Origin of the sequence: Mastigocladopsis repens PCC 10914 (assembly GCF_000315565.1) — a bacterium.
Classification (GTDB): domain Bacteria; phylum Cyanobacteriota; class Cyanobacteriia; order Cyanobacteriales; family Nostocaceae; genus Mastigocladopsis; species Mastigocladopsis repens.
On sequence record NZ_JH992901.1, the window covers coordinates 4552050 to 4568334 of the forward strand.

General features: G+C 42.5%; 17 protein-coding genes. 7 read left to right on the forward strand and 10 right to left on the reverse strand.

Annotated features, from left to right (window positions below; genetic code table 11):
- Nucleotides 1–204 precede the first annotated feature (204 nt).
- On the reverse strand, nt 205–993 hold the full coding sequence (locus tag MAS10914_RS0122285; RefSeq protein WP_017318162.1) for an HAD family hydrolase: 789 nt from the start codon (nt 991–993) through the stop codon (nt 205–207).
- Nucleotides 994–1336: 343 nt separating this feature from the next.
- On the opposite strand from MAS10914_RS0122285, the gene MAS10914_RS0122290 reads away from it, so the two are divergent.
- Nucleotides 1337–2047, forward strand: coding sequence for a choice-of-anchor E domain-containing protein (locus MAS10914_RS0122290; RefSeq protein ID WP_232224213.1), 711 nt, complete (start codon nt 1337–1339; stop codon nt 2045–2047).
- 115 nt (nt 2048–2162) lie between these two features.
- Here MAS10914_RS0122290 and MAS10914_RS0122295 read toward each other — a convergent pair whose 3' ends face one another.
- Complete coding sequence (locus MAS10914_RS0122295) at nt 2163–2999, reverse strand: metal ABC transporter permease (RefSeq protein WP_026082739.1); 837 nt, start codon at nt 2997–2999, stop codon at nt 2163–2165.
- 56 nt (nt 3000–3055) lie between these two features.
- A complete protein-coding gene (locus MAS10914_RS0122300) occupies nt 3056–3841 on the reverse strand; it encodes a metal ABC transporter ATP-binding protein (RefSeq protein ID WP_156818308.1) in 786 nt (261 codons plus the stop codon).
- Nucleotides 3842–3988: 147 nt separating this feature from the next.
- On the opposite strand from MAS10914_RS0122300, the gene MAS10914_RS0122305 reads away from it, so the two are divergent.
- The 3 genes from MAS10914_RS0122305 to MAS10914_RS33125 all read left to right on the forward strand — a co-directional run bounded on the left by MAS10914_RS0122305 (nt 3989) and on the right by MAS10914_RS33125 (nt 6782).
- Complete coding sequence (locus tag MAS10914_RS0122305) at nt 3989–4993, forward strand: metal ABC transporter substrate-binding protein (protein ID WP_017318166.1); 1005 nt, start codon at nt 3989–3991, stop codon at nt 4991–4993.
- A 395-nt stretch (nt 4994–5388) separates the two neighbouring features.
- On the forward strand, nt 5389–6477 hold the full coding sequence (locus tag MAS10914_RS0122310) for a glycosyltransferase family 4 protein (protein ID WP_026082740.1): 1089 nt from the start codon (nt 5389–5391) through the stop codon (nt 6475–6477).
- A gap of 89 nt (nt 6478–6566) precedes the next feature.
- Nucleotides 6567–6782, forward strand: a complete 216-nt coding sequence (locus MAS10914_RS33125) for a hypothetical protein (protein WP_156818218.1) — start codon at nt 6567–6569, stop codon at nt 6780–6782.
- 269 nt (nt 6783–7051) lie between these two features.
- Here MAS10914_RS33125 and MAS10914_RS0122320 read toward each other — a convergent pair whose 3' ends face one another.
- Together MAS10914_RS0122320 and MAS10914_RS34545 are read right to left on the reverse strand one after the other, a co-directional pair.
- Entirely contained in the window at nt 7052–8062 is a 1011-nt protein-coding gene (locus MAS10914_RS0122320) for a bestrophin family protein (RefSeq protein ID WP_017318169.1), read from the reverse strand.
- A 113-nt stretch (nt 8063–8175) separates the two neighbouring features.
- A complete protein-coding gene (locus tag MAS10914_RS34545; RefSeq protein WP_232224214.1) occupies nt 8176–8331 on the reverse strand; it encodes a hypothetical protein in 156 nt (51 codons plus the stop codon).
- Between the two features lie 178 nt (nt 8332–8509).
- On the opposite strand from MAS10914_RS34545, the gene MAS10914_RS0122325 reads away from it, so the two are divergent.
- Nucleotides 8510–9901, forward strand: coding sequence for a GTP-binding protein (locus tag MAS10914_RS0122325; protein ID WP_026082741.1), 1392 nt, complete (start codon nt 8510–8512; stop codon nt 9899–9901).
- Here MAS10914_RS0122325 and MAS10914_RS0122330 read toward each other — a convergent pair.
- From MAS10914_RS0122330 to apcB, 4 genes are all read right to left on the reverse strand, one after another.
- The gene (locus MAS10914_RS0122330; RefSeq protein WP_017318171.1) at nt 9895–10158 is read right to left on the reverse strand and encodes a hypothetical protein; all 264 of its coding nucleotides are present in this window, start codon (nt 10156–10158) and stop codon (nt 9895–9897) included. The two genes, MAS10914_RS0122325 and MAS10914_RS0122330, sit on opposite strands and share 7 nt — an antisense overlap.
- Nucleotides 10159–10264: 106 nt before the next feature.
- The gene (locus tag MAS10914_RS0122335; RefSeq protein WP_017318172.1) at nt 10265–11074 is read right to left on the reverse strand and encodes a TlyA family RNA methyltransferase; all 810 of its coding nucleotides are present in this window, start codon (nt 11072–11074) and stop codon (nt 10265–10267) included.
- Between the two features lie 6 nt (nt 11075–11080).
- Nucleotides 11081–11509 carry a DUF29 family protein gene (locus MAS10914_RS0122340; RefSeq protein WP_017318173.1) on the reverse strand — a complete coding sequence of 143 codons (429 nt, stop codon included), beginning with the start codon at nt 11507–11509 and terminating at the stop codon, nt 11081–11083.
- Between the two features lie 288 nt (nt 11510–11797).
- On the reverse strand, nt 11798–12307 hold the full coding sequence (gene apcB, locus MAS10914_RS0122345) for an allophycocyanin subunit beta (protein WP_017318174.1): 510 nt from the start codon (nt 12305–12307) through the stop codon (nt 11798–11800).
- 364 nt (nt 12308–12671) lie between these two features.
- On the opposite strand from apcB, the gene glnA reads away from it, so the two are divergent.
- Nucleotides 12672–14087, forward strand: coding sequence for a type I glutamate--ammonia ligase (gene glnA / locus MAS10914_RS0122350; protein ID WP_017318175.1), 1416 nt, complete (start codon nt 12672–12674; stop codon nt 14085–14087).
- A gap of 180 nt (nt 14088–14267) precedes the next feature.
- On the opposite strand, the gene MAS10914_RS0122355 is transcribed toward glnA, so the two are convergent.
- A complete protein-coding gene (locus MAS10914_RS0122355; protein ID WP_017318176.1) occupies nt 14268–14468 on the reverse strand; it encodes a hypothetical protein in 201 nt (66 codons plus the stop codon).
- A 707-nt stretch (nt 14469–15175) separates the two neighbouring features.
- Here MAS10914_RS0122355 and MAS10914_RS0122360 point away from each other — a divergent pair.
- On the forward strand, nt 15176–16033 hold the full coding sequence (locus tag MAS10914_RS0122360; RefSeq protein ID WP_017318177.1) for an SDR family oxidoreductase: 858 nt from the start codon (nt 15176–15178) through the stop codon (nt 16031–16033).
- The last annotated feature ends 252 nt before the right edge of the window (nt 16034–16285 follow it).

A 16285-nucleotide genomic window follows, 5' to 3' on the forward strand; every position in this document is an offset into this window, starting at 1 on the left:
TCAATAGACTTCTTGCAAAAGTATAATGAAGGGATATTTAGAACCACAGATGCACACAGATTAACACAGATAATTTATCTGTGTGCATCTGTGTTCATCTGTAGTTTGATTTTCATGACTCTTGACTTTATTTAAGAGATTTAATAATCAATAGTACTATCGCTGTACATTAATTTTAGAGACGTGCCATGGCACGTCTCTACATTAGTATTCCCACTCAGAAAAATCTTGAGCAAATTTAGTGAGTGATAATACCTGAATCCGTGGGTCATTTTGGGCTGTTACTTTTTCAGTTGGGGTATTGTAACCCCAATCTGCAAGGAACAGTTTCACCTCATTCAGGTCTGGCTGCTGTTGAACAAGCTGTAATGTTTTCAGTCGGTCTTCTACAAACCACACGCTGTCTGGTAAAGTATTTGTTCCTTGAATTAATTCTCGTAAAATTTCGTGTTTTGAACGCTTTACCTCTTTGCCAAAAATCACTTCTCTTGGTATTTCTACCCCTCCTTGTTTCAATAGCTGCTGTGCAAAACGTCCTTCTTTAGTAGTGATAATGTATAGCTTAACTGTGCTGGTAGCAGTTGCTTTGAGTTTCTCCTTCACACCCTGAAAAAACTTATGTAAACTCAGCCAACCATCTAAATCTGTGGCAATCCATTCATCCCTTATTTTGTCTAGTTTACTGCCAATTTCTGTCGCCTTCACATTGTCTCTTAACAAAAGTTCTTGAGCAATTTTTGCCCATTCCTGAAGAATCCTTTCTTCAGCAATTTCCTCTACCAATGCTTTGACTAAAACGGGCATTTCCCAACCTGTTTCAATCACAGGCCTGAGTCGGTAAAATTTAGAGGCTAAATCAATAGATGGGGTTTCTTGCTCTGGCAACCAAACTTGACAATAGGTACGCCATGCTACTTCAAAATATTCAATCAATCCGTCGCAGATTACACCATCAAAGTCTAGAGCCAGAATTGTAGGACTATTTGCCGTCATTGTTTTGAGGTAACTCAACAGATTTAAGCTGCTGTTGACAGCTTACCTGACAAATGCAAATTATGCAGTAGCTATGCCAACGGTATCCCAATGTGCTACATTACTAACCGTACTGATGATCTACGAAACTTTACTGAAACTGCTAAAATAGTGATTACTAAGCGAATCTACTAGCAAATAGAATTTTTTCATGCAAAATTTACAAAAATTTTACGTAGATTTATCAAGCCTTTAAGTATACCCTTAGGTTAAAAATAGATTGGCATTGTAGATACCAATGTAGTTATCGAGGTCTTAGCAAGTCATTTTTATGAAAACAAGATTTTTAAGCGCATTAACTGCAATGACCGCATTGACAGGCATCGTGGCAACTACTGGAGTGGCTCATGCGGCTACAGTCACATATACCACAGCATACGATGCGCCTACAGACGGGACAGTACCTTACGCAGGTTTTGGTTATACAGATATTATTGATGCACCTTTAAGTATTCAAAAGTTTGACTCGTCTCTTGGTACACTTAATAGCGTCACGATAGATTTTATCGGCGACCTGAAAGGAGATGCAGGGTTTGAAAACAAAAGCCCACAATCATCTACAGTCACAGTGGATCTTTCCGGCACGTTAAAATTACAACTGCCTGATGGGACATCTGTTGTTGAGCTTAATCCGCAACAGGATTACAGTTACAATGTCACCGGATATGATGACACGACTGATTACGCTGGTACCTCTGGTAAGACTGTTGAGGGGCTAACAGCAAGCCAGTCTGATACAAAAACTTACACAGACAGCAACTCATTACAGACTTTTACTGGTTCCGACGACCTAGACTTGTTGTTCTCCGCAACAGCGAAATCAACTGTTTCTGGATCGGGTAATATCTTTTCTTATGTCACAACATATGCTAAAAGCAGTATCCAAGTCACATATGACTACCAAGAGCGGAAGAAGGTACCGGAACCCTCTGCCATACTTGGGTTAGGTTTTGTGACAGGGGTTGGTTTGTGGTCCCAGAGAAAGAGAATTGAGGCAAGAATGCGTCATTCTTGAGAAGTCATTCTTGAGAAGAATGCAGGACAAAATAAAACCGCAGATAAACGCAGACGGACGCAGATGATTTATCTGTGTGCATCTGCGTCCGTCTGCGGTTCTAATTAATGACGAATTAATGACGAATTATCAAAACACCATGTCTAGGACTAAATAGCATAGCTAACAAAAATAATCCCGATACGACTAAAACAATCGCTGGTCCTGAGGGAAAATTGTAAAAATAGCTGAGATACATCCCACAAATACTAGAAAATACACCAAGAAACGCCCCCAAAATCATCACCTGATGGAGGCGTTTCACTAATAAGTAGGCAGTTGCTCCTGGTGTAATCAAAAGAGAGAGTACTAGGATGACACCTACAGCTTTCATGCTGGCGACGATAGTAAGAGCAATCAGCAGCATGAGTCCAAAATTGAGGCGATTGACTGGTAATCCTGCTGCTTTCGCACCTAAAGGGTCAAACGTATAAAATAGTAGTTCTTTGTATAATAAAAAGACAGTTAACAAAACTACAGCCGCAATGATGGCAGTATCACGCACTTCCTGAATGGTCACACCGAGAATATTTCCAAAAAGGAAGTGATTGAGGTCAATTTTATTGTCTTTTTGAATAACAGTAATGAGAGTGATCCCAAGGGCAAAAAATGCAGAAAAAACTATCCCCATTGCGGCGTCTTCTTTAATAGGAGAACGTGTCCTAATCCACGCGATCGCCATTGTACTGATGACACCAGCAATAAATGCCCCAAAGTAAATATTCGCTCCCACCAAAAAAGCGATCGCCAGTCCTGGTAAAACCGAGTGACTGATAGCATCACCCAGCAAAGCTAACCGTTGCACCATTAAGTAGCTACCAACAACTGCACATAATAAACCTACTAAAATGGCAATGACAAGCGATCGCTGCATAAAGCCGTATTGTAGAGGCTCAATCAAAGCTTGCAATATAGTCATTAGTCATTAGTCCTTAGTAAAATACTTCTCATTTTTGACTTTTGACTTTATCATGCTGCTTCACTCCAAAACATCACCTTACCACTATAGGCGCGGGACAAATTTTCTTCAGTGAGGACTTGTTGGCGCGAACCAGTAGCGATTAACTCCCGATTTAATAAAATCAAATCGTCAAAATGGGTGATGGATTCTCCTAAGTCATGGTTGACAACTAAGACAATTTTGCCTGCGGCGGTGAGTTCATGGAAAACATCAAAAATCACCGCTTGGGTTTTTTGGTCAATACCGACAAACGGTTCGTCAAAGCAGAAAATCTCTGCTTCTTGCGCCAAAGCACGCGCTAAAAAGACCCGCTGCTGTTGTCCCCCAGAAAGTTCTCCAATAGGACGGTTCTGGTATTGACTCATCCCAACCCGTTCTATTGCACTTTTTGCCACTTGGCGACTCACCGCTGAAAACTGACGCAACCATCCTGTTTTCTTGACCCTTCCCATCATCACTACATCCCAAACAGTGGCGGGATAAGTCCAATCTATTTGGCTTCGCTGTGGTACGTATGCAACTTTGTCAAGTTGTTGTGCTAAGGGTTTGCCTTGGTAGTCAACTATACCACTGCCAGGAACTAACCCTAACATTGCCTTAATGAGCGTGCTTTTGCCTGCACCATTGGGACCAAAAATCCCAGTCAGTCGCCCTGGTTTCACAGTACAATTGACATCCCTCAAGGCTTCTTGAGTGCGGTAATGTATCCCCAAATGAGCGATATGAATCGCTTCTGTATCTTGTAGAGACGCATCATGGCGCGTCTGTACAAGGCGCGTCTCTACAACGGGCATTTCATCAGCCTTTTTCTTAAATAGCAGGTATTTTGGGTGCAAATAGGCAATGTTCATAACAGTGCTTGAATACTCCTTTGCTTGAGCTTACTATAAAAATGAAAGAAATATGAAAACATCTATAATTGGAAGTAATAACTTACATAAATGAAAGTAATACTTGAGAAAGAAGGCAGTAGCATTTACAGAAATGTTTTTATCCACATTCCTCTGCTTTGTCTGGGAATAGTGTTGTCTTTCGCTTTATCTAGTTGTACTCAACAAAACTCTAGCTCTTCCTCTGCCAGCAATGATAAGCCGAAAGTGGTAGCAACAAGCACGATCATTGCAGACTTAACACAAGAGATAGGGGGAGACGAAATTAAGCTCACTGGAATACTTAAACCGGGTACTGACCCTCATGTCTACGAACCAGTCCCGAAAGACACACAGGTGATGGAAGAAGCCAACTTGATTTTATACAACGGCTACAACCTAGAACCCGGACTGATTAAGTTAATGAAATCTGCGGGGGGGAAAGCGCGTCAGCTACCAGTAGGCGAAGTTGTCAAGCCTTTGCAGTTGAACGAAGGTGCAAAAGGGAAAGTTCCCGATCCGCACGTTTGGGGTGATGTAAAAAATGCGATCGCAATGGTAAATGCCATTCGCGATGCTTTAATAAAGTTATCGCCACAAGACAAAGAGGAATTTACAAAAAAAGCACAGCAACTGACTGATGAATTAAAGCAATTAGATAGTTGGGTAAAGGTGCAAATTCAAACTATCCCAGCAGATAAGCGCAAACTCGTAACAACGCACGATGCATTTCAATACTATGGACGTGCTTATCAGATACCCATTGCAGGCACTTTAATTGGTATCAGCACCGAAGAACAACCCAGCGCACAAACCGTGCAAAGGCTGGTAGAAGAAATTAAAAAGATTGGCGTCCCCGCAATCTTTGCTGAAACAACAATTAACCCAGCTTTGATTCAAACTGTTGCTGAAGAAGCAAAAATCAAATTAGCACCACGCGAACTGTATTCTGATTCAATTGGTGCGCCTGGAGGTGAGGGTGATACCTACATTAAAATGATAGAGGCAAACACGCGAACTATTGTAGAAGCATTGGGGGGAAAATATACGCCGTTTCAACGTTCAACGAATCAATAAGCTTTACTTAGGAATTGCGAATTTAGCTGAGATCAAATGCTGCTTTTTCTAACACCAGCACCAGTTATTAGTTATATACCTCTTGAATGTTGTTTCCCATACCTTTTAACCCTATAGAAAGTTGAACATATTTATATTATTGGTTTTTGTTATATATTTCTTCCGATAGATGTGATATCTTAATATAGTAGAATAAAGTAGAAGCTAGCTGCACTATGGCTAGTCAGCAGAAATTTTGGAGGTGGCGCTTAAAGGGTGCAAACTTAGCAGAAAATACATTGTTCACAGGGAGTTTGGTGAATTCCAACTCCAGAAAAGGAGGTATCAATAACCTGGAGCAAAAGTATCTAAACCCTTGTTCAACGACCACTTTACCAGCTGAACCAAGAAAACATATGAAAATTGCTCAAATAGCCCCCTTGTGGGAACGGGTTCCACCTTCAACTTACGGAGGAATTGAACTCGTAGTGAGTCGCCTGACTGATGAACTGGTACGTCGCGGTCATGATGTCACTTTGTTTGCCTCTGGCGATTCGCAAACATTGGCTAAGTTACAAGCAGTTTATCCGCGTGCATTGCGCTTAGACCCAGATATCAAAGAGGGAGTGATGTACGAAGTACTGCAAGCTAGCCAGGTTTACCAACAAGCGGCAGAATTCGACATCATTCATTCCCATGTGGGGATATGGGCGTTGCCATTAGCAAATATGGTGTCAACACCTACAGTACACACCCTGCATGGCATCTTCACCAATGACAACAGCAAAGTATTTTCCCTTCATCGAACGCAACCATATATCAGCATTAGTGATGCCCAGCGTCAACTAGACCTGAATTACGTCAGCACTGTATACAACGGCATCAAAATCGAAGATTACCCTTTTGTAGCACAACCACAAGAACCTCCATATCTGGCATTTCTAGGACGCTTGTCGCCAGAAAAAGGACCACAACATGCGATCACCATTGCAAAACAAGCAGGTTGGCGCTTGAAGATAGCTGGTAAGGTTGATGTGGTAGACACAGAGTTTTTTGAAAAAGAGATTGCCCCGCACATCGATGGTCAGCAAATTGAATACCTGGGTGAATTAGGCCATGCAGCCAAAGTTGAACTCCTGGGGAATGCAGCCATAACTCTGTTTCCCATCACCTGGCGAGAACCCTTCGGCTTGGTGATGATTGAGTCAATGGCAACTGGTACACCAGTGATTGGCATGAATATGGGTTCTGTACCAGAAGTCATTGCCCATGGAACAACAGGTTTTGTTTGCCCTAGTTATGAACAAATGGTGGATATGATTCCTGCTGCTTTGGAATTAAACCGTCAAGGGTGTCGCGAATACGTAGAAAATTGCTTTACCGTGACCCAGATGGTGGATGGGTATGAGGCGGTTTATGAAAACATCCTCAAAGAACGCACTCCCAAGAATGGACTCATTCATGCCCTAAAAACCTCATTGGGATCAATAGCTTCTGTGAAGTGAAGCTCCCATCATCAGCTTTCGTCCAAAGGAGATAAAGATGAAAAAGACAACGAATAGTTGTCCCTGTTGCGGTAGTTCTTTGCTGCGTCATGTGCGTCACATTGGAAGCTACTGCTTTTGTCAATCCTGTTGGCAAGAAGTCCCTCGGTTATCGAGTACTCAGACGGACTTCTTCACTCACACACCTATTCGACAGCAGCCAGTTTCATCCCAATTTATTTTCCCACGATGACAGAGCAAGTGCAGCAATAAGCATCTGTCATCTGTGCTCCTACCTCCAAAACACCTCCCATCCAGTCGAATAAGTTCAACCTCCTCCAGTAGACAGTGCAGCATTCATTCTGTCCCTTTTGACGTTAACTTATTCAAGCTGGTTCCCATCTATGGGTGTTAGTTGCATCTTTTTTTCACTACACCCAATCGCTGTGGAGTCAGCTTTTACCCTTTTGACATTTGACATTTTTGAATTGTTCCCAATTAAAATTACAGCCATTTGCATCTCAATAGACGACATTGTCCAGACGTTGCAGTGCAACGTCTGGACAGGGTTCATTTATTTAAAAACGGCTATAAATTAAAGTTGCAAGTCATAATCAGTGCTAGGAGCAACCTTGATTAATTCTTCAACATTGCGTAGCATTGTATTGCAAATCACATCCAAAGGTAGGTCATTTGGATCGTGCCCAAAAGGCTCTTCAATTTCCGAGCCAATTTGTTCAATACTCAATAAGGTAAAACTCACAAAAGCCGTTATTATACCAGTCCACCAAGTTAAATAACTAACTATTTCAAGAGGCAAGATCAGACAAAAAATCAATAACAATTGCCTGAGCTTAATCGTATATATCAAGGGCAGTGGCGTTCTTAAAATGCGTTCACAACCACCCAAAATATCTACCAAATCATCCACTAAGTTATGTAAGGCAGTCAGTTGATAGATATTTAGACTATTACGGTCATGCTGATGCTGCAAATAATCCCTAATCCAGAAGGCAATTTGTAGTGGGGGATGTTGAGTATCTTTGAGCTTGAAATACTGGGTTTCGGACATCAATGATGCTAACTGCGCGTCCAATGACTCTGCCCTAAGATGTAACTTCATGGCGATCGCAAAAGCAACTAATAGCCGGATTGTTGCCTCTTTTTTTACTTTATCTTTGGGTGACTGCTCTTTAACTACTACGTAAATTCCTTGAGCCAAATTACGAACCGTATTAACTAAAGCTCCCCATAGTTGACGACCTTCCCAAAATCGCTCATTCGCTGTATTCGTCCGGAAAACTAATAACAAAGTAAAGCCAATATTGAAAGTCAAGACGGCATTGGTCAGGACACCACTCCTGTGTGAGAATCCTATGGGAAACCCAAAATGGTAGACTAATGAAATTAAAAAACCGTATACACCACCAAATATTACCCAGGGAAGAATGACTGGAATAAGTGACATTTCAAGTCGTAAAGTGACTTGAAACCAATTGAGTTTTTCGCCTGTATAGAGATGATACTTTCCTGTAAACGAATTTTTTTTCCTGCTTAAAAAGCGTTTGCAACGTTCCAGTGCATTAATGGGATTTGACCGACTCATCTGTTATGACTCCCAATGATTTAACATAGAAAGTTCAATTTGAATTACAAAAAATTGATTAATCAGTCTACGTTTGGAGTTGAATATTTCATGATTCACCAAAATTTATTTATTCAATTGGCAAGAATGTAATCCTGAAAAATCACAACTTCATAGCCAGCCTCAGGTGATATTTTAATAATGGAGTTAGGGATAGAGCGATCGCCCCTGTGGGGCGGGCACTTTGTGCCATCGCCCTTACGGGTGCTGCGCTGCCTTGCAATCGCCAAAAAACCTGAAACTCACGATGCAACCGTTTCAAACTCTAACAAATCGCAGCCATAATTCAAACAAGCAGCTATCTGCTCTTTTGACAAGTCTGAAAACTGATAAATAATTTCATCTGATGAGTCAGCGCTTAGCTTGATTTCTCCAATCCAAAATCTAAACTCTAAAATTGGTATAGCCTTGAGTCAATCTAACCCAGTGTCAAAGAACCTGCAAGAAACTCACTTAAACCGCGCTCGTGCTAGCCTCAGACAAGCGCTGTCTTGGTATGGAAATCTTCGCAAACCGGGACAGCCGTCAACAAACTCACAATTAGCAGGTTTGGTAAAACCGGAATTGGAAGTTTTGACCTCCACACTCAACAAACTAGACTACAACGTCATTCGCATCGCTGCTTTTGGTTTGGTGAGTCGTGGGAAATCAGCGGTGTTGAATGCATTGCTGGGACAAAAGATATTGCAAACTGGTCCGCTTAACGGTGTGACTCAGTACCCTCGTTCCGTACGCTGGAATCCTGGCGGTAAGGTGCAGGTGGAATTAATTGATACACCAGGATTAGATGAAATTGAGGGTGACTTACGGGCACAAATGGCGCGAGAAGTCGTGATTCAGGCAGATTTGATTTTGTTTGTGGTGTCTGGTGACATTACACGGACAGAGTATCGAGCACTGTGTGAATTGCGACAGGCGCAGAAACCCTTAATTTTGGTGTTCAACAAGATAGACCTCTACCCTGATACAGATAAAACAGCAATTTATAATAATTTGCAACAGTTGGGGGCAGGAAATCCCCAAGGTAAACCCTTAAAGCCTGATGAAATTGTTATGGTGGCGGCGGAACCTGCATCTATAGAAGTGCGCGTTGAGTTTCCCGACGGTCATGTGACTTATGAATTGGAGACACCACCGCCACAAATAGATGATCTAAAAGAAACAATTCTTAAAATTCTTAATCGCGAAGGGCGATCGCTCCTCGCTTTAAACGCACTCATCCAAGCAAGGGATGCACAAGAGGCGATCGCCCAAAAAACCCTCGACTTTCGTCAACAACAAGCAGAAGACTTGATTTGGCAATATACTAAATACAAAGCTTTAGCAGTAGCACTCAACCCCATCGCCTTCTTAGATATTCTAGGCGGAACCGTGGCAGACTTGGCTTTAATTCGCTCTCTAGCACGCCTCTATGGTTTACCAATCACAAGCTACGAAGCAGGAAAAATTTTAAAAACGATTTTATTGAGTTCCGGTGGCTTGCTGTTGGGAGAACTAGGCAGCAGTTTGCTGTTAGGTTTGGGTAAAAGTACCGCTGCAATTGCTTCTGGAGATAACCCGATAAATATTACTGCATATACTGGAACTGCAATCACGCAAGGTGGTGTCGCAGGTTATGGAGCATATGCAGTAGGTAAAGCGGCACAGGTATATTTAGAAAAAGGCTGTTCTTGGGGACAATTAGGAGCAAGTACAGTCATTCAAGAAATACTGGCTGAGGTGGAACAAAATACAATTTTGTATCGCTTGCGCCAAGAGTTGGAGCAGTTTTCTTTCAACCGTACTTCACTACGTCAATAAAGACGACACTCTTGAGAAGAGTCATTGTTATCACTAGGCAATCCTACCTCAGCTTCCGCACGGTTTAGCATTGACTCATGTAGGTGTTTTGCATGATGACGTTGCTGTACCATTAACTCCCGTGCTTCTTCTTGGGTCATAGCTTCTGTTCCACTACGATGCACTGCTTCAGCACGATTGAGCATTGACTCATGCAAGTGTTCGTCTTGCAGACGCTGCTGAACCATTAATTCCCGTGCTTTATCTTGAGTACTCATGCAATTTTCTCTCATCAATATTTAAACTGTCCTTCTATTTTGCAACTTAAAAAAATAAAGCAAAACGTTAATCCAATAAATAAAAGAGAAATTTACAAAAAACAATTTATCGCAACTTAGAGGCAGCTAATATTGTTATCTGGTGAACAGTCTCTAAATCAGGCGGCGGAGTTTCACTCTCCATTCCCAGCCATAAGAGATACTCTATATTCCCAGCAGGACCAGTGACAGGCGACCAAGTTAAACCTTTGTACTTCCATCCTAATTCACCAGCGGCTTGCAATACCTGAAAAATAGCATCACCTTGGTCTTTAGGGTCACGCACAACACCTTTTTTACCGACACGGTCTTTACCCACTTCAAACTGGGGTTTCACCAACAACACAGCTTCATGGGGAGGTTGCAGTAACTGCCATAGAGCTGGCAAAATCTTGGTTAAAGAAATAAACGACACATCTACCACCGCCAAATCAGCTAGTTCAGCACCACGATACAACTCATCTGGCGTTAGATACCGTAAATTTGTGCGTTCCTTCAAAATCACCCTAGCATCATTTCGCAAACGCCAGTCAACTTGTCCGTAACCAACATCAACGCCATAAACTCGTTTTGCGCCAGCTTGCAAGAGACAATCTGTAAAGCCACCCGTAGAAATACCGCCATCCAAACAAATGCGCCCTTCCACAGGAATCGCAAACACTTCCAATGCTTTTGCTAACTTTTCCCCGCCTCTAGAAACAAAACGCGATCGCTCTTTTAATTGAATATGAGCCAAAACATCAACTTCCGTACCCGACTTATCAATAATTTGACCATCAACACTCACTTCCCCCGCCTGAATGAGACGCTGTGCTAAGGCGCGGGAAGAGCATAAATTGAGTTCTACTAATAAAGTGTCGAGTCGTTGTTTAACCAATTAACTTTACTCTTGTCCTGAAATCAAAACTAAGGCGCGCTTTATAATATCTTCTCGCTTAACTAGTTGTTCTAATTCTTCTGGTTCATAACGCCCTTCTTCTACTTCTAGAGAAGCTTCATCAATGGCATTTAAGTAAGCTTCTTCTAAGGTTTCCAGCAATTCTTCTGCGGTTAAATAATAACCTCGTGCTTTACGACGCTTATTTTCCCTTTGAATTTCCCGCACTGAATTACGAATAGAGACCTCCCAAGAGCGAGTCGTGCGATTTTCTGCTTGCTGTTTAATAAGATGTAACACCACAATCACAGCATAGCTACGAATTGTCTTGATTATATCCTTACGACTCATCTCTTCTAATTCTTCAACGATGACCAAAGCTCCTGGTACATCACCTTTGAGTAACAAATCTTTTAACTCTAGTAATTCTTCCATAACCAGCGCCTCAATCGTTGGGCAACTTCTATTGTGGCGGATTTTCGGCAGGAGGAAGTGATATCAAATCCCTTTACTACCTCTGTTCTCCTCCTCCTTTTCCTCTGTGTACTCCGCGCCTGGTGCGGTTCGATAAAAAAAGCGAGTGTCCCAAAGGAGACTCGCCTTATTTTAAAACCAACAGAGCAACTTAGTACAGCATTTCATGAATTCGTAGCCAATTAAATTTGGCGAGACTCAGCGTTCCTCTGCGTTTAAAAACGCGCTCATTTTTACGCGAAGCTGTACTTAGATATCTTGTTCGCTCAACTCACGAGTCATATAATCAAACGGTTCATCTACAAAGCTCGTATCGCTTACACCTGCCGCAGACACTTGCTCCTTCACAATACCCTTCATAATTTGGATACCGAGAACCGTTGGACCAATTGGCACACCTAAAGAATTGTAAGTTTCCCGCAGCCCTTGCAGTACCCGCTCATCCAGCACATCCATACTACCAGCAACAAGGGCATAGGTAGCATAGCGCAGGTAGTAGTCCATATCTCGTAGACAAGCCGCATAACGACGAGTCGTGTAAGCGTTTCCACCTGGACGAATCAACTCCGGCTGTTCTTCAAATAATTTAGAACCAGCCTGCTTGACAATTGCCGCCGCATTTGCATTAATAGCCGCAGATGCTTGCACGCGTGCGGTACCGCTTTCAAAGTAAGACTTGAGGCTGTCGATCGCATTCCGGTCGAAATACCGCCCTGCAACGTCATAATTCTTAATTAAACTTGTCACTGCATCCCGCATTCCTTTTTCTCCCAATCAGTCCTTTCTATGGTTTGATATTAATTTGACTGCTTTTTCCAAGCTGCAACTTAAGAGTGCCTCTTGTAAAAGAAGCCCCAACACAAAAACAATCTATACCGCTAATTATGGATTCTATGCCAAAGTTGACCCCTGGGAGATAAACTGTCAACTTTTGTGAAACTGGTTAAGTAAAGGTTAAATATCCCCTTGCAAACACAGATTCTGTTACAAACAATACAAAATTCTCCAATTTTAAATCTTTACGATATTCCAGGTGTCTCATAGATTTGGATTTACAAGCAGGGTCAGCATGCTTTGAACACTCTGGTTTTACTATGAATAAATCGGCTGATAAGGAGTAACCATGACAACCCCACAAGAAGTCCTGAAGATGATTCAGGACAATAACATTCAGATGATCGATCTGAAATTCATCGATATGCCAGGAACCTGGCAGCATCTCACGGTTTTCCACAACCAAATCGATGAGAGTTCCTTCACAGACGGCGTACCTTTCGACGGTTCTAGTATCCGGGGTTGGAAAGCCATCAATGAATCAGATATGGCAATGGTACTCGATCCAGATACTGCCTGGATCGACCCTTTCATGAAAGAGCCAACTCTGAGTATCATTTGTAGCATCAAAGAACCACGGACAGGTGAATGGTATAGCCGTTGTCCTCGTGTTATTGCCCAGAAAGCAGTAGATTACTTAGTTTCCACTGGTCTTGGTGATACAGCCTTCTTTGGTCCTGAAGCCGAGTTTTTCATCTTTGATGATGTCCGTTTTGACCAAGGCGCGCACCAAGGCTATTACTACGTAGACTCGGTTGAAGGTCGTTGGAATTCAGGTAGAGAAGAAGGTCCTAACCTGGGGTACAAACCACGCTACAAAGAGGGCTACTTCCCAGTTCCCCCCACCGATACCTTCCAAGATATCCGTACAGAAATGCTGCTGACAATGGCAAAGTGCGGAGTCCCAATTGAAAAGCAGCACCACGAAGTTGCCACTGGTGGTCAAAGTGAACTTGGCTTCCGTTTTGGTAAGTTAATTGAAGCTGCTGACTGGCTGATGACTTACAAATATGTCATCAAGAATGTTGCCAATAAGTACGGCAAAACCGTCACCTTCATGCCCAAGCCCATCTTTGGCGATAACGGTTCTGGGATGCACACCCACCAGTCCATTTGGAAAGATGGTCAACCGCTGTTCGCTGGCGACAAATACGCTGGCTTAAGTGAAATGGCGTTGAACTACATCGGCGGTATCCTCAGGCATGCACCAGCACTGCTAGCCCTCACCAACCCCACCACCAACTCTTACAAGCGCTTGGTTCCTGGTTATGAAGCACCAGTAAACTTGGCTTACTCCCAAGGGAACCGTTCTGCTTCTATCCGTATTCCTCTGTCTGGTACTAACCCCAAAGCCAAACGGTTAGAGTTCCGCTGTCCTGATGCAACTTCTAACCCCTACCTGGCATTTGCTGCCATGCTGTGCGCTGGGTTAGATGGTATTAAGAACAAAATCGACCCCGGTCAACCTCTTGATAAAAATATCTATGAACTCTCCCCAGAAGAACTGGCGAAAGTTCCTTCAACTCCTGGTTCTCTCGAGTTGGCGTTGGAAGCACTAGAGAATGACCACGCCTTCTTAACTGAAAGCGGTGTGTTCTCAGAAGACTTCGTTCAAACCTGGATTTCCTACAAGCTAGATAATGAAGTCAACCCGATGCGGTTGCGTCCTCATCCCTACGAATTTGCCCTCTATTACGATGCTTAATTAAACGCGCTATTTGAGAGCATTTTTTTTGAAATCGTAACTAAAGCCACCCTAGGCGGGTGGCTTTTTTTACGTGGTACAGACGCGACATATCGCGTCTTTACAAAAATTCAACAATCTTGACCCTCCGGGTCAGCAGTCACTTCAAGCGGGGGAACCCCGCCAACGTGCTGCTGACACCTAGCTCATAGTCGCATTGCTGCGATCATAAGTTATGCGAGCGGTAGGGTCTATCTTTCCTTGAATCGGATTCCAGTAATTAGAGACTTCTCCAGGAAGACCTATTTCCTCACCAGTACGCTCGAGCATAGATTGTTGACGATTCTTAATGACCTGATAGTGACGCATCATTAAAGCACGAGCTTTTTCTTGAGTAGACATAGCAAAGTCCTCCCTAATAATTTAAGTAATGTTATGATTAGCTGACTTTTAATTAATTACACTATAACACCAATTCTGTATCTAAAGTTACGAAATTATTAATCTTAACAAAAATTAACAATTAAGGTGCAAAAGATGCGAAAAAAAAGACGTGTGAATATACTATTAAATTTTACAAATGTCAAGGATTGATTTTGAACACTTGGCCACAAAAATTTTGCCCTCAGAGGTTTGGTGGCATAGCTAGATCATGAAACAGACAGCCATTTATAATTTGATACAAACTCTACATTAAATTTTCCGGTTTTTCACCCAATTCCCCAAAATGACATTTCTCTCGTTTAGCTAGAGAGCGATCGCCTATGCTTACAGATTGAATGTGGAATCTTCTGAGGATAAATCATGCTTTGATTTGCTATTTTGAAATAAATCTCTCCGTGTAAATCCGAATTCAAAGAATTCATTTTGTCCTTTCTTTGCATTTCCTCTGAAACATCATAAAAAAGCCACTCAGAGAAAACTTTTCAGTTGAAGCTTTGGTGAAAAGTGATTCGTTTATTTTGCCTTAATCAAGAAGGGATGAAAATTATCAACAGCAATTTGTGCCGATATTCTCTACACAATTGATGCCTGCGATTTGATCAATTATCATCCCGAAATGATGCAACGCCGATTTTTTAGTTAACGCCATAATACGGAGAGCATTAATGATTGTAGGAACTCAACGTACAGTCGTGATTACAGGAGCATCAACAGGAATTGGTGAAGCGTGTGCTTTGCTTTTAGATCAGTTGGGATTCTTTGTCTTTGCTGGCGTACGTAAAGATATCGATGCTCAAAAACTCAAATGCAAAGCGTCACAAAGACTCATTCCTATTTTTTTAGATGTTACTGAGGCTGAGTCAATTGCAGCCGCAGTTGAGACGTTAACAAATGCAGTCGGTGGTGGTGGAATTTTAGGTTTAGTGAATAACGCCGGAATTGCCGTCCCAGGTCCGTTAGAATTACTACCAATCGCAGAATTTCAACAGCAATTGCAGGTTAATGTCACCGGACAACTAGCAGTGACACAAGCATTTCTTGGTCTATTACGCCAGAGTCGGGGTCGAATTGTGAATATGGGTTCGATTAGTGGTAGAAGCCCTGCCCCGTTTCTTGGAGCTTACAATGCCTCAAAATTTGCGCTGGAAGCACTCACCGATGTGATGCGTATGGAGTTACGACCTTGGGGAATCTCAGTTTCAATTATTGAACCTGGTGCGATCGCTACCCCAATTTGGGATAAGTCCCTAACTCAATCCGATATGGCGCAACAGAATCTGCCTCAATGGGCAGAAAACTTGTACGGTCATGCTATGAATGCTGTGCGTAAGAAAGTGGGGATTTTAGCGTCTAAAGGAATTTCTCCGAATATAGTAGCTCAGGCTGTTGTCCATGCGCTCACTGCAAAGAAGCCGCATACTCGCTATCTCGTTGGACAAGACGCCAAAATCGCAGCAGTGCTCAAGCATATTTTGCCCGACAAACTGCATGATCGTCTCATTTTATACTCAATGGGTTTGTAGTTGACCAACAAGTAGTCAGGAGTCAGGAGCCTGGAGCGGAGCCGGAGACTTCCGAAAGCTCCGGTCAGAATGACGCATTTGTCCCCTAAAAAATGGGGAGGGTTCCAAGCCCCACGATTTATCATGGGCATTAGACGAGTTATCGTATAAACCCTCCCCATTTTTTTCGTGTAAGACCCCGTGACTTTGTGTGCGTTCGCGAGTGCGTGGCGTTAGCCATGTGGTGGTTAAAACAGTGACCAGTGAACAGTG

What these genes read in the sequence shown, in the direction of transcription:
- MAS10914_RS0122340 (WP_017318173.1), bottom strand. Translation starts at nt 11,509, where the DNA reads ATGGAAGAATTACTAGAGTTAAAAGATTTGTTACTCAAAGGTGATGTA.
- apcB (WP_017318174.1), bottom strand. Translation starts at nt 12,307, where the DNA reads ATGCGGGATGCAGTGACAAGTTTAATTAAGAATTATGACGTTGCAGGG.
- MAS10914_RS0122290 (WP_232224213.1), top strand. Translation starts at nt 1,337, where the DNA reads ATGACCGCATTGACAGGCATCGTGGCAACTACTGGAGTGGCTCATGCG.
- MAS10914_RS0122355 (WP_017318176.1), bottom strand. Translation starts at nt 14,468, where the DNA reads ATGTCTACTCAAGAAAAAGCTCGTGCTTTAATGATGCGTCACTATCAG.
- MAS10914_RS0122305 (WP_017318166.1), top strand. Translation starts at nt 3,989, where the DNA reads ATGAAAGTAATACTTGAGAAAGAAGGCAGTAGCATTTACAGAAATGTT.
- MAS10914_RS0122285 (WP_017318162.1), bottom strand. Translation starts at nt 993, where the DNA reads ATGACGGCAAATAGTCCTACAATTCTGGCTCTAGACTTTGATGGTGTA.
- MAS10914_RS0122300 (WP_156818308.1), bottom strand. Translation starts at nt 3,841, where the DNA reads ATGCCCGTTGTAGAGACGCGCCTTGTACAGACGCGCCATGATGCGTCT.
- MAS10914_RS0122320 (WP_017318169.1), bottom strand. Translation starts at nt 8,062, where the DNA reads ATGAGTCGGTCAAATCCCATTAATGCACTGGAACGTTGCAAACGCTTT.
- MAS10914_RS0122330 (WP_017318171.1), bottom strand. Translation starts at nt 10,158, where the DNA reads ATGAGTACTCAAGATAAAGCACGGGAATTAATGGTTCAGCAGCGTCTG.
- MAS10914_RS0122360 (WP_017318177.1), top strand. Translation starts at nt 15,176, where the DNA reads ATGATTGTAGGAACTCAACGTACAGTCGTGATTACAGGAGCATCAACA.
- MAS10914_RS0122310 (WP_026082740.1), top strand. Translation starts at nt 5,389, where the DNA reads ATGAAAATTGCTCAAATAGCCCCCTTGTGGGAACGGGTTCCACCTTCA.
- MAS10914_RS33125 (WP_156818218.1), top strand. Translation starts at nt 6,567, where the DNA reads ATGTGCGTCACATTGGAAGCTACTGCTTTTGTCAATCCTGTTGGCAAG.
- glnA (WP_017318175.1), top strand. Translation starts at nt 12,672, where the DNA reads ATGACAACCCCACAAGAAGTCCTGAAGATGATTCAGGACAATAACATT.